At 36.4% G+C, this 13,068-nt stretch carries 13 protein-coding genes, 1 tRNA gene and 1 pseudogene; 11 read left to right on the plus strand and 4 right to left on the minus strand.

Features of this window, described 5'->3' with window-relative positions; genetic code table 11:
• Positions 1–80: 80 nt before the first annotated feature.
• Positions 81–701, minus strand: coding sequence for a transcriptional repressor LexA (gene lexA / locus HWQ49_RS01945; protein WP_188205887.1), 621 nt, complete (start codon positions 699–701; stop codon positions 81–83).
• 221 nt (positions 702–922) lie between these two features.
• Between lexA and HWQ49_RS01950 the strand changes: the two genes are divergently transcribed.
• The 7 genes from HWQ49_RS01950 to HWQ49_RS01980 all read left to right on the plus strand — a co-directional run bounded on the left by HWQ49_RS01950 (position 923) and on the right by HWQ49_RS01980 (position 6,011).
• Positions 923–1,156 (plus strand): DUF896 domain-containing protein, encoded by a 234-nt coding sequence (locus HWQ49_RS01950; RefSeq protein WP_188205888.1) that lies wholly within the window; start codon positions 923–925, stop codon positions 1,154–1,156.
• A gap of 101 nt (positions 1,157–1,257) precedes the next feature.
• A complete protein-coding gene (tkt, locus tag HWQ49_RS01955) occupies positions 1,258–3,264 on the plus strand; it encodes a transketolase (RefSeq protein ID WP_188205889.1) in 2,007 nt (668 codons plus the stop codon).
• A 109-nt stretch (positions 3,265–3,373) separates the two neighbouring features.
• Entirely contained in the window at positions 3,374–3,820 is a 447-nt protein-coding gene (sirA, locus tag HWQ49_RS01960) for a sporulation inhibitor of replication protein SirA (RefSeq protein WP_188205890.1), read from the plus strand.
• A gap of 69 nt (positions 3,821–3,889) precedes the next feature.
• Complete coding sequence (locus tag HWQ49_RS01965; RefSeq protein WP_188205891.1) at positions 3,890–4,123, plus strand: YneF family protein; 234 nt, start codon at positions 3,890–3,892, stop codon at positions 4,121–4,123.
• 145 nt (positions 4,124–4,268) lie between these two features.
• Entirely contained in the window at positions 4,269–4,976 is a 708-nt protein-coding gene (locus HWQ49_RS01970) for a cytochrome c biogenesis CcdA family protein (RefSeq protein ID WP_188206504.1), read from the plus strand.
• 70 nt (positions 4,977–5,046) lie between these two features.
• On the plus strand, positions 5,047–5,502 hold the full coding sequence (locus tag HWQ49_RS01975) for a Na(+)/H(+) antiporter subunit B (protein ID WP_188205892.1): 456 nt from the start codon (positions 5,047–5,049) through the stop codon (positions 5,500–5,502).
• Entirely contained in the window at positions 5,502–6,011 is a 510-nt protein-coding gene (locus HWQ49_RS01980) for a CcdC family protein (RefSeq protein WP_188205893.1), read from the plus strand. Before HWQ49_RS01975 ends, HWQ49_RS01980 begins: the two co-directional genes overlap by 1 nt.
• A gap of 8 nt (positions 6,012–6,019) precedes the next feature.
• Here HWQ49_RS01980 and HWQ49_RS01985 read toward each other — a convergent pair whose 3' ends face one another.
• Complete coding sequence (locus HWQ49_RS01985) at positions 6,020–6,454, minus strand: DUF2621 family protein (protein ID WP_188205894.1); 435 nt, start codon at positions 6,452–6,454, stop codon at positions 6,020–6,022.
• Between the two features lie 31 nt (positions 6,455–6,485).
• Positions 6,486–6,582: transfer RNA gene (locus HWQ49_RS01990), tRNA-Sec, on the minus strand.
• Positions 6,583–6,830: 248 nt separating this feature from the next.
• Between HWQ49_RS01990 and HWQ49_RS01995 the strand changes: the two genes are divergently transcribed.
• Together HWQ49_RS01995 and selB are read left to right on the plus strand one after the other, a co-directional pair.
• Positions 6,831–7,919: an ATP-binding protein gene (locus tag HWQ49_RS01995; RefSeq protein ID WP_188205895.1), complete on the plus strand. Its 1,089-nt coding sequence runs from the start codon at positions 6,831–6,833 to the stop codon at positions 7,917–7,919.
• A 15-nt stretch (positions 7,920–7,934) separates the two neighbouring features.
• Positions 7,935–9,812, plus strand: a complete 1,878-nt coding sequence (selB, locus tag HWQ49_RS02000; protein WP_188205896.1) for a selenocysteine-specific translation elongation factor — start codon at positions 7,935–7,937, stop codon at positions 9,810–9,812.
• A gap of 226 nt (positions 9,813–10,038) precedes the next feature.
• Here the strand turns inward: selB and selD are convergent, their stop codons facing one another.
• Entirely contained in the window at positions 10,039–11,097 is a 1,059-nt protein-coding gene (gene selD / locus HWQ49_RS02005) for a selenide, water dikinase SelD (RefSeq protein ID WP_188205897.1), read from the minus strand.
• A 193-nt stretch (positions 11,098–11,290) separates the two neighbouring features.
• On the opposite strand from selD, the pseudogene HWQ49_RS02010 reads away from it, so the two are divergent.
• Positions 11,291–11,473, plus strand: a pseudogene (locus tag HWQ49_RS02010) (Rdx family protein); the annotation flags it as partial.
• 112 nt (positions 11,474–11,585) lie between these two features.
• Entirely contained in the window at positions 11,586–13,010 is a 1,425-nt protein-coding gene (selA, locus tag HWQ49_RS02015) for an L-seryl-tRNA(Sec) selenium transferase (RefSeq protein ID WP_188205898.1), read from the plus strand.
• Positions 13,011–13,068 lie beyond the last annotated feature (58 nt).

Here is a 13,068-nt window from a genome sequence, read left to right on the forward strand (position 1 = left end):
GTTCAGTTTAGTGGCCATTTTCTACTAATTAAAAAGAGTTTGCTTCACCGGAGAAACGGTAGCAAACTCTTTTTAATTGCTTAATCAATATCGCGATATAACCCGATCACTTTACCAAGGATCGTTACTTGCTCAAGAATAATCGGCTCCATCGTTGGGTTTTCTGGTTCTAGACGATAGTTGTCTTGGTCGATAAAAAATCGTTTGACAGTAGCTTCGTCTTCTTCAGTCATTGCGACGACAATTTCACCATTTGATGCTGTAGCTTGTTTTCTAACAATCACGACATCTCCATCTAGGATGCCTGCTTCAATCATACTTTCCCCTTGAACAGATAAAGCAAAAACGTCATCCTCTGTCGTTGAGAAGTTGTTTGGAATAGGGATATACTCCTCTACATTCTCAACTGCTGTAATGGGTTCCCCGGCGGTTACCTTACCAATTAACGGCGCGTACATGGCTTGACGCTCATGAACGGCTTCCCCGTCATCATAAGTGATCTCTATTGCTCGAGGTTTCGTGGGATCGCGGCGGATATAACCTTTATCCTCAAGTCGGGATAAATGGCCGTGAACAGTGGAGCTAGAGGCTAATCCAACTGCTTCAGCTATTTCTCGAACGGATGGTGGATAACCTTTTGCTTTCACTTCGCTTGAAATAAATTCATAAATTTCTTTTTGTCTCTTAGATAACTTTGTCATTCTACTCACCCCATGGTCAATTTCAAATACAAGTAGCTTGTTATTATGTACGTATATATCCATCAATCTATTATGGATTATTATAGCAATAATTCGTTCGAAAAACAAACATTCGTTCGTGTACCATTCAGAATTCTTGTCATCGATTATATGAAACGATAGAATAATGTAGGAATTGATTTAATCATAATCGGAAACCTATAAATTAAAGGAGATTAAGCATGTTATCACAAGATAAAATTAAGAGGATTAATGAGTTAGCTAATAAAAAGAAAACAGAAGGGTTAACAAAAACAGAAGAAAAAGAACAAAAGGAATTACGACAGGAGTATTTACAGTCGTTTAGGAATTCATTTAAAAACCAATTACATTCTATGAAGGTGGTTGATCCAGAAGGTACAGATGTGACCCCACAAAAGTTAAAAGACGAACAAGAAAAAAATAAAAAACATTAAATTGTCACCAATATTCCTTGTCAGTTTTTGTTACAATAGAAACGAGTCAAAGGAAATAAAATGAAAATGATAGTAGGATTTGAAGGGAGTAATAAAAAAGAATGACAAACACAGAACAATTATCTATTAACACGATAAGAACATTAACAATTGATGCGGTGGAAAAGGCTAATTCTGGTCACCCTGGAATGCCGATGGGCGCGGCACCAATGGCATACACTCTTTGGACTAAGGTGATGAACCAAAATCCAAATAATTCTTCATGGTTCAACCGGGACCGTTTTGTTTTATCTGCTGGACACGGTTCTATGCTTCTTTATTCGTTACTACATCTATCTGGCTATAACGTTACTATTGAAGATCTAAAAAACTTCCGCCAATGGGGTTCTAACACTCCAGGTCACCCTGAGTTTGGGCATACTGATGGTGTAGAAGCGACTACTGGACCGTTAGGACAAGGAATTGCGATGGCAACAGGTATGGCAATGGCAGAACGTTTCTTAGCGTCTAAATATAATACTGCTGATCACGAGGTAGTTGACCACTACACATATACCATTTGTGGTGACGGGGATTTAATGGAAGGTGTATCTCAAGAATCAGCATCATTAGCTGGTCACCTAAAATTAGGTAAGCTTATTGTTATGTATGATTCTAATGATATTTCACTGGATGGTGACTTAAATCGTTCATTCTCTGAAAGTGTTGAAGATCGCTATAAAGCATATGGATGGCAAGTGATCCGTGTTGAAGACGGAAATGACACTAAAGAAATTGAAAAAGCTTTAAAAGAAGCGAAGGCTAATACTGAACAACCAACTATGATTGAAGTTAAGACGGTTATTGGCTATGGCTCACCTAATAAATCAGGTAAGTCAGACTCACACGGTGCTCCTTTAGGTGAAGACGAGCTTAAGCTTGCAAAGGAGCATTATGGATGGGATTATGAGGACGATTTCCATGTACCTGAGGAAGTAAAAGCTGACTTTAAAGAGAAAGTTCAAGAGCGAGGTCAGCAAGCAGAAGACAAGTGGAACGAATTACTTAAACAATATAAAGAGGCGCATCTAGAGCTTGCTCAAGAATTTGAACAAGCGATCAGTGGTGAGTTGCCAGCACAGTGGAATGCTGATTTACCAACTTATGATGAGCATTCAAAAGCGTTAGCAACACGTGCCGCTTCTGGTGAAGTTTTAAATGCAATTGCTAATAGTGTACCAAACCTAATTGGTGGTAGTGCAGACTTAGCAGGTTCAAACAAAACCGCTTTAAAAGGTGAAGATGACTTTAAACCAACAGATTATAGTGGTCGAAACATTTGGTTTGGAGTTCGAGAGTTTGCAATGGCAGCAGCACTCAATGGTATGGCATTGCACGGTGGAGTTAAAGTATTTGGAGGAACATTCTTTGTCTTCAGTGATTACCTACGTCCTGCAATCAGACTATCGGCGTTAATGGGTACACCAGTGACTTATGTGTTAACACACGATTCTATTGCAGTAGGTGAAGATGGTCCAACGCACGAACCAGTAGAACACCTACCAGCGTTACGAGCAATTCCACACCTAACGGTAATCAGACCGGCGGATGCTAATGAAACCAAAGCTGCTTGGGAATTAGCAGTTGAATCTAAAGATCAGCCAACACTGCTTGTTTTAACAAGACAAGGATTACCTGTTTTGCCGAGAACAAATGAGTTAGCAAAAGAAGGCGTGAAACGTGGTGCATATGTTCTAAAAGAAGCTGATCAAGGGCAACCAGACATACTATTATTAGCTACCGGTTCAGAAGTTCAACTTGTTCATAAAGCAAGCGAGCAGTTAAAAGAAGAAGGAATTGACGCACAAGTTGTTAGCATGCCATCATGGGATCGTTTTGAGCAACAGTCAACTGAATACAAAGAAACCGTCTTACCTTCAAATGTGAAAGCTCGTCTTGCAGTTGAAATGGCGACACCATTAGGATGGGAACGCTATGTTGGATTAGATGGAGATATTCTAGGAATCGACACATTTGGTGCTTCAGCTCCTGGAGGCGAAGTGGTGGAGAAATACGGATTCACTGTTGAAAATGTTGTCAAACGTGCTAAAGATTTGTTAAACAAATAAACTCACACACTTAAACAGATTGTTACAATATTTTTAATATAAATGATTTAAAAAGTGACAAAATTCTTAATGGAATATTGATACGCTTAGCCTTAAAGGAGGCCGAATGATGTATCAATATTCCTTATATTTTTTTAAATCGATTTACGCGGTGCACTTTTATTATAAAGTAGATATACTCTACCGGTTCTTATCACAATATCACTACGGGAAGCTACAAGACCGATCTAGCTTAAAGCAGGTAGGTTTTGTTTTAGAGGAGATTAATATAGAGGAGATTACTCAGCATTTTTTATCACATCATTTAGATTATGTAATTGAACGTTCAGTAAATCAAGAGTGCCATGAACTAACGATTAAAGGCAATGGACAAGAAATGAAAGTCGTTCAAAATGGTTATGCTATTGATGTATATGCAGACTCCTTAATAGATGCAGATCAACTATTTTTCAGGTATATTAAAGAGTATCACCCCTATGTATTTGTTGTGAATTTTGAAGCACAAGAATGTGGGTGGATCTTACCGTTAGCAAAAAAAGCTAATTATAATTTGTAATTCTATTGTCATTATTCAGTTGTTTTACTATACTGTATAAAGACAACTAGATAGGAGGAAGTTTAAGCAATGGATATAATATGGGTTGTATTAATTGCTATTGCTACGTTGGTACTAGGTTTAGTTTTAGGATTTTTCATTGCTCGTAAGACAATGATGAGTTATCTAAAGAAAAACCCACCAATAAATGAGCAAATGTTACGTACAATGATGATGCAAATGGGACAAAAGCCATCTCAGAAGAAAATTAATCAAATGATGCGTTCAATGTCTCAACAGATGGACAATAATGGTAAAAAATAAACCTTAGAAAAGGGGTGAACTTTTGTTTAGTTCATCCCTTTTTCTAATTCTTCATAAAACCGTCAAGCTTTAAGGCCATCAATCCTTTCAATTTCTGTTACGATGGTGGTAGATAGAAGGTTGTAGTGTTAGATAGTAAGGAGAGATTCACGTGGAAGTTAACATATTTTTAGCAGTTGGTGCCGGATTTCTATCGTTTATTTCACCGTGTGTGTTACCACTTTACCCAGTCTTTTTATCTTATGTGACAGGGATGAGTGTTGAAGAGTTAAAAAATGATAAAGCGATTTTAAGAAAGAGAAGTATGTTACATACACTATTTTTCTTAATTGGATTTTCGTCAATTTTCATTATGTTAGGTTTCTCAGCCTACTATATTGGTGAAATACTTTACACATACAGGGACTTAATTAGACAATTAGGTGCTCTTTTAATTATTTTCTTCGGATTCGTTATGATTGGCTTTTTCAATTTTGAATTCTTAATGAAAGAACGAAAAGTTACTTTCAAAAATAGACCATCTGGATATTTAGGTTCTTTATTGATTGGAGCGGCTTTTTCAATGAGTTGGACTCCATGCACTGGACCAATTCTAGCAGCAGTGTTTGCTTTAGCTGCTACTAATCCTGAATCAGGTGTCATCTTAATGACAGCCTATTCACTTGGATTCTCAATTCCATTCTTTATCATGTCATTCTTTATTGGAAAAATGGGCTGGATTAAACGTAATTCCCAAAAGATTGTTAAGATTGGGGGATACATTTTAATTGTTCTTGGAGTAGCATTATTCTTTGACTGGCTAAGAATTCTAACGGCTCATTTAGCTGGTTTATTTGGATTCTATGGGTTTTAAGATTGAACGATTGCAGATAATAGCATATAATAAAAATTGATTTAGCTTACAAAGACAAAGGGGATTTCTAATGGCACATACGAATGACTTAATCCTTAAAACAATGACACAAATAATTGCATTTATTTTGTTAGGCTTTTCAATTTACTTATTCTTTGCAGGTCATAACGCACCAGGTGGCGGATTTATCGGTGGACTAATGACAGCAGCTGCTATTATTCTCATGTATATAACTTATGGATATGAGAAAATCGAGAAGATCCTACCAGTAAACTTCTTAACTATGTTTGTTGTTGGTTTATTAATTGCAACATTGTCAGGTCTTGGTGCATTATTATTCGGAGCACCTTTTTTAACTCAGGCTTTTGATTATTTTGAATTACCTATCTTCGGGAAAACCGAGTTAGCAACAGCGTTAATTTTTGATTTAGGTGTCTATTTAGCTGTTGTTGGGGTGACGATGACGATCATTTTAACCATTGCAACCGATGATGACGAAGAGAAGGAAGAAAAGGCAAAAGCATAATGTTTTCTATACTTGACCATCCCATAGTAGCAGGTTTAATAAGTATTGGTGCAGTGTTTATGGCTAGCGCCATGATTATTGTTCGAATGCGAGCAGCGAAGAGACCTGCATCTGTCAAAAAAATCATCTTACCACCACTGTTTATGAGTTCAGGTGCACTTATGTTCTTTTTTCCTTATTTTCAAATTGGCTGGCTTCAGGTCATTGAAGCAGCAGCTGTTGGGATCTTGTTTTCCGTTTTATTAATTTATACTTCCCACTTTGAAATAAGAGAAGAACAAATTTACCTTAAACCTTCAAAAGCATTAGGTTTTATATTGATTGGTTTATTAATTGGAAGGATTACATTTAAAACTATTTTAGGGCATGATATTTCCGTTGGTGAGATGAGTGCCATGTTTTACATTTTAGCATTTGCGATGCTAGTGACATGGCGAATTGTCATGTTAAAGAAGTTTTTAAAATTAAGAGATGAAATGATAGAAAAAACAGGAGTTAGCACTAGCTAACTCCTGTTTTAATTTTCTTTTTCTAATAAATGTTCATAGGGTGAAAAATCAATTTCTTTTTCATTTAAGCGTTTAACCAAGAACTTATGATCACGTCTTGGAGTTGCCAAAATATAACCTTCAATCAAGAGGTCTAATGTGATAGCATTAGCCTTTCTTTCTAAAGCTAATTGGCCAATCTTGGCTCCGATTTTTTGCTTAGCCACATCCCTAAACAGCTCAGGAACCGGCTCTACAAGTTCGTTAAGAAGTGCTTTTTTATCTTCACTCCATAAGTCAATTGTTTCGTTTACGTAATATTCTTCCCAATCAATAATTGATTTGCCATCTTCTTTTGGTAGTTTTTTTAGGAATTTCCGAAACATAAAATAGCCACCAATTGTCAGTAGACCTAACATGATAAACGACCAAATAATTAGCAGTATTCCTACTATCGTTGACATATACTTTCACTCACTTCGTGAAGTTTAAATTTGGCGGGACTGTGTGGGAATCGAACCCACCGAAGACAGCACGTGCCTCCCAGACGGTTTTGAAGACCGCGACATGCACCAGCAATGTAACCAGCCCCATATCTTTAAATCTCCAAAAATATTATACAACCTTACAAGATTAAAGGCAATTATAAGACGTCATACGACCTAATAGTTGCGCAAATGAAAAAATCTATTATAATGATTCAGTATATGGAAATATATTCACGTGAAAATTTAGACAATTGTACATAAGTTAGGTAAAATAAAATTGGTTGTTATATTTTGTTATGTCGCATCATACTTTGTAATAAATTCGCTCTTTTTAAGGAGGATTTACTCGACAATGAACGAACCTCTAACGTTTTCAGATATAAGAGAAATCGTAAATAGCATTGAGAAGGAAGATTTACTAGAACCTATACATAAGTGGTTCGATCAGCATTCGATGACAGTAAAAACACTCTATGATGAATCGTTTAATATCATTTATACGACGTCATCAGTTGAACGTGTACTTGGGTATAAAAAGCAAGAGTTAATTGGCACTAATATTTTTGATATTATCCACCCAGAGGAACACGACCGTGTCAGAGGATTAATAAATCAAATGTCAAACGAAAGTAAGCAACGGCATGAAATCCAAGTACGACACAGCGAAGGTAGATATGTAGATTGTCAAGTACATATGGGGAAAATATATAGTACAGACCTTGAACAACTATACTATATTAGTGAGACTATCGATATCACTGAGCAAAAGCAAGCACAACAGTTACTAGTTAACTCTGAAAAACTATCTACAGCCGGTCAATTAGCTGCAAGCGTTGCCCATGAAATCCGCAACCCTATTACTTCATTAAAAGGGTTTCTTCAATTATTATTAGAATCAGGTACCAAGGGTAAAGAAGCCTACCTTAGAATAATGAAAAGGGAACTAGAAAATATTGAATCCATTTCCTCAGAATTATTATATATTGCTAAACCATCACCTGAAGAATTCGAGGAAGCTAACATTGTCACGATGTTAGAGGAAGTCTGTATGTTAATGAGGTCTCAAGCTAGAAGAGAGGATAAAGAAGTAACTTTAGAAACATTTGTTGATGAATACTATCTTCATTGTGACCGTTCACAAATTAAACAGGTCTTTATTAACTTGATCAAAAATGCGATTGAGGCAATGAAAGATTCTGGTATGATTGAGGTTAAGGTTAAATATGAAGGATCTTTAGTAGTTGAGATAAGTGACGAAGGTGAAGGCGTTCCTGATGTTGTTAAAGAAAAATTAGGTGAACCATTTATAACGACTAAAGAAACCGGAACAGGTCTAGGTTTAATGGTAACACTAGGAATTCTTAAAAATCACCAAGCCGACTTACATATTGAAGATCGCGAACCAAAAGGAAGTACTTTTAAAATAATCTTTCCATCATAGATAGTTGGTGTATAAATGGATAATCAAAATTATACAATCGGTATGGCTGGTCATATCGATCATGGAAAAACGGAATTAACTAAAGCTCTAACTGGTTATAATACCGACCGACTGCAAGAAGAGAAAGATAGAAAAATCTCGATCGAGTTAGGTTATGCACCATTATGGATTGATCCACATCAGTCTGTTTCTATTATTGATGTACCTGGTCATGAACGTTTTATCAGGCAGATGATTGCAGGAGTAGCTAATATAGATTTAGCCTTGGTAGTTGTTGCTGCCGATGAAGGGGTTATGCCTCAAACCATTGAACATATGGAAATATTAACTTACCTAGAGATTAAACAAGCTTTCATTGTTGTGACCAAGGCGGATACTGTTGAGGAAGACTTAAAAGAGATCGTCATTAGCGACCTTAAAGAACAGATGGTGGGGACTATTTTTGAGAATCAACCGTTATTCCAAGTTGATTCCATTTCTAAAACAGGAATAAAAGAATTAAAAGACGCTATACATAAACGACTAAGCTCATTACCTAAAAAAGAAAATACGGGAACCTTCAGAATGCCAATTGATCAAACTTTCCATGTCCACGGAACAGGTACAGTGGTAAGAGGAACCATAGCTGAAGGTTCGATTCAAGTTAACGAGCAAGTAACTATACAGCCACAACATAAAAACGCGCAAATTAGAAGCATTCAGCATTTTGGTGAATATGTTAACCAGTCTTATTCAGGGAACCGTACAGCAATAGCTCTTAAAGGTATTGATTTAGAGGATATTAACCGTGGTGATGTGTTAACTTGCCATTCATCACCCTTATCTACTTCAAGACTTGATGTTGAATTAAAAGTCAGCCCTAATTTAACGGCAGCCATTAAACAACGCGCTCCCATTAAATTCCACACAGGAACAAGTGAAACATATGGTCGAGTCATATTCTTTGACCGAAATAAGCTAGAATCTAATGATGAACAAATTTATGCTCAAGTTGAACTAGATGATCCGATTTTTGCCATGCGTGATGATTATTATGTTCTAAGGCGCGCGACTCCAGTTGAAACCATTGGTGGAGGAAAGATCATTGAAGCACAAGCTGAAAAACATCGTTTTGGAAAACAAACTATCAGAACCTTACATGAGAAAGCACAATCTAGTAGTGATGAGTTAATTATTCGTTTTTTAAATGAAAATCCTGGTGCCACTCAACAAGAACTGATCAAAGCGATTAACCTTGATTTAGATACTTATCGCGATCTTAAGAAACAATTATCGGTTGATGGAAGATTGCTACTAATTGATTCATTTTTATTTTCCACTGACTGGATTAACGAGATTTCTAGTGATATAACCAATCAACTAGAAGATTTTCATAAACATAGGCCTTTATTAATTGGACTTTATAAGTCAGAACTGATACAAAAAATGCCGTTAAAGCAACCGATTAATAAAAAGATTCTGGATTATTTAATCGATCAAGGAGTCTTTAAACAGGTTGACCATTATATGACACTACCAGAGTTTGAGCCTCATATACCAAGTTCTATTCAAATGCAGGCCAAACAGGTTGTTCAACAAGTGAAGACAGATCAACTTAAAGTCAAACCGTTTTTGGATTATACGACTGATTTAAATAAACAGGATGCTGAAGACCTAAAAAGTTATCTCATTCATTTCGATTATTTAATAGCATTAACGGAAGAATTACTGGTAGATAAGCAAACCTTTATGCAGCAGTTAAAAGGCTTGAGGGAACAAACAGGAGAGTCATTTACATTAAAAGAAGCCAAAGACTACTTAGGTGTTTCCAGGAAATACCTTATCCCCTTTTTAGAAAAATTAGATGAGTTAAAATTTACTAAAAGAGATGAGCAAAAACGTTTTTGGTCATAAAAAACGAGATTACCCCAAAATGTTGTTGCCAACGATCATCAGGGCAGAGGCTGAGCCTACGAAATGTAATAGTTTTAAACCCAAACCATGCACTACTTAAGTGAAGTGCATTTCCTGAGAGTGAATTCGCACTAGCTAGTAGTTCGGTTTTTCCAAGCTCTAGCAATAAAAGGGTAATAAGTAGGTGGTGTAAATTTTTACACCACCACATTTGAAATAATACCTTTCATCTAACTTTTAGATACGTTGATTGTAAATCATTGACTTCTCCAATTATGGTTGCGTATTGACCATCTATCTGGTTTAATCGCTCGATATAAGCTTCAGAGTCTTCTTTATTAATCGATATTAATAACCCACCAGATGTAATTGCATCAGCAAGTATTAGCTGATCCTCTTCTGAAATATGTTTAGCAACATTCAGATCTTCTTTAAGCCATTCCAAGTTAGCTTTGGAGCCGCCAGGTACTGATCCTTGTTGGACTAAGTCTTTAACGCCACTAATTATCGGTACAGATTCCTGGAAGACAGTTAAGGTTTTAGCGCTTGCTTTGGCAATCTCTAAAGCGTGACCCAACAGTCCAAAACCTGTCACATCAGTAACAGCCTGAACATCAAAATCTTTTAACAATAAAGAAGCTTCTTTATTTAACTTAGACATCCAATAAATGGCTTCAGCTGACGTTTGTTCTTTAATGGTTCCTCGCTTAATAGCTGTTGTTGCAATTCCGATGCCGATTGGTTTAGTAAGAACTAGAACGTCACCACTTTGTGCACCACCATTTGAATATAAATGGTCCGGGTGAGCAACCCCTGTCACCGACAACCCAAATTTGGGTTCATCATCATCTATTGAATGCCCTCCTATAATAGCTCCACCTGCTTCAAAGACTTTATCTTCAGCGCCTTGTAAAATTTGAGCGAGAACGTTTGCACCGTATTTCTTAACGGAGAACCCAACGATATTAAGCGCAGTTTTAACTTCGGCACCCATAGCATAAACATCGCTTAACGCATTAGCAGCAGCGATCTGTCCAAATATATACGGATCGTCGACAACAGGTGTGAAGTAATCAACCGTTTGTACTAATGCTATATCATCCGTAATTTGATAAACTCCAGCATCATCAGAATGATCTTGACTAAGTAGCATGGCGTCATGATTTTGACGTGTTTCAACTTGACTCAAAACTTGAGCCAATTCGCTTGGCGCGAGTTTACAACCTCAACCAGCTTTAGAGGATAGTGAGGTTAGACGAATGATCTCGTCTTCGCTTCGCTTCATCTAAATCACCTCCAGCATTTACTTTATTATAATTTAAAGAAAATTGCTATAAAATGAATTGAATCGAGTTAAAATGATTGAAAATGTCTAGATTCTTTTATAGTGTAAATAATAGAGATAAATAATCAGGGAGGTAAGTAATATGAGTTACAAAGTTTCAATTGAATTTTGCATGCAGTGAAACTATGCACCTAAAGCTGCGAGTCTCGCAGATGAATTATTTACAGAGTTCCGTCATGAAATTTCGGAAATGAAATTAATACCAGCCTCAGGAGGAGCCTTTGAGGTGACAGTCAATAATGACAAGATTTACTCAAAGTTAGACCAAGGTGTTTTTCCTGAAGCAGAAGCTATTATTAATCAGATTAAAGCTTAATCAATCAGCCCATCAGTGGTGGATAAATGTTGTCTCCACGGTGGGCATTTATTATATCATCAGTTAAAACGACTTTAAGTTAGTTTTAGTTCGAGATAAAAGAGGGATTCCCATGGTAAATAAACAATTACGACAAATTCCAGCTATTCATGAACTATTACAGGAGCCATCCATAGTTAAAATAATAGAGAATGATGAAATTTCAAATGATAGATTAAAATCAACCCTCCAGGAGATAGTAGCTAATACAAGGGAAACAATGGTTAGTGGCAAGAAATCTTTTAATAACCAGGTAGAAATAAAAGATTATATTATCCGGCAAGTTATCATGGCTGCAAAAGACTATCTACGTCATAATTTACAACCCGTGATTAATGGGACTGGGACTGTTTTGCATACCAACTTAGGAAGGGCAAGGTTATCAAAAAGTGTGGTTGATCATGTTGTTAATGTGTCTCAATCTTATTCAACGTTGGAATATAACATTAGTCAAGGAGAGCGTGGCTCGAGGCATGACATAGTAGAATCCTACCTGACCGAGTTAACAGGTGCCGAGGCAGCTATGGTTGTTAATAACAATGCAGCCAGCGTCTTTATGATTCTATCAGCATTAGCTAAGGGATTTGAAACCATTGTCTCTAGAGGTGAGTTGGTTGAAATTGGTGGTAGTTTTCGCGTTTCATCTATCATGGAAGAAAGTGGTGCTATACTTAAAGAAGTTGGAACGACTAATAAGACCCATCTTTATGATTTTAAGGAAGCGATCTCTGAGCAAACAAATATGCTGATGAAAGTACATACTAGTAATTTTCACATAGAAGGTTTTACGGCATCTGTTAATCGTGAAGATTTAGCAGAATTAGCTTCTAAGCATAATCTCATTTACTATGAAGATTTAGGGAGTGGGCTAGTCTACGATTTAAACGCATATCAAATTGGTCGTGAACCACTTGTGCATCAAGTTATTCAAGCAGGAGTGGACCTTGTTTCATTTAGTGGAGATAAATTACTTGGAGGACCACAGGCTGGAATTATTGTAGGTAAGAAAAAGTGGATCGACCAACTTAAAAAACATCAGCTAGCACGTGTTCTTAGAGTAGATAAGATGAGTTATGCTGCACTTGAAGAAACGTTAAGGTTGATACTATTAAATAATAATCAAACAGTACAAGACATACCGACTTTGCGTGATACATTAAGAAATCAGGATGTAATCAGATCTCAAGTCAATCATTTTATTGATAGTCAACCTGCGTTAAATCATCTGCAAATTGAAGTAGGTACCATGGAGTCACAAGTAGGTGGAGGTACCTTACCAAATGTCGTGTTACCTTCTTACGGAATTAAGCTTTACTCAGAGGAAGCTCATGCCCATCAGTTAAGTGAATGGTTTAGAAGGCAAGAGCCACCAGTAATTGTTAGAGTTCAAGATGATAAAATTTTCATTGATTTTAGAACAATTACAACTGATGAAGATGCGTTGTTAAGACATGCTATTCATCAAATTGACAAATTAATAGAAGGTGAAATCTCTTAAAATCACAATATGACAAAAAATATATTTAATGTTTTACTTCTTTTTGATTTTCATATAA

This window comes from Alkalibacillus aidingensis (assembly GCF_014595945.1).
GTDB classification, from domain to species: domain Bacteria; phylum Bacillota; class Bacilli; order Bacillales; family Alkalibacillaceae; genus Alkalibacillus; species Alkalibacillus aidingensis.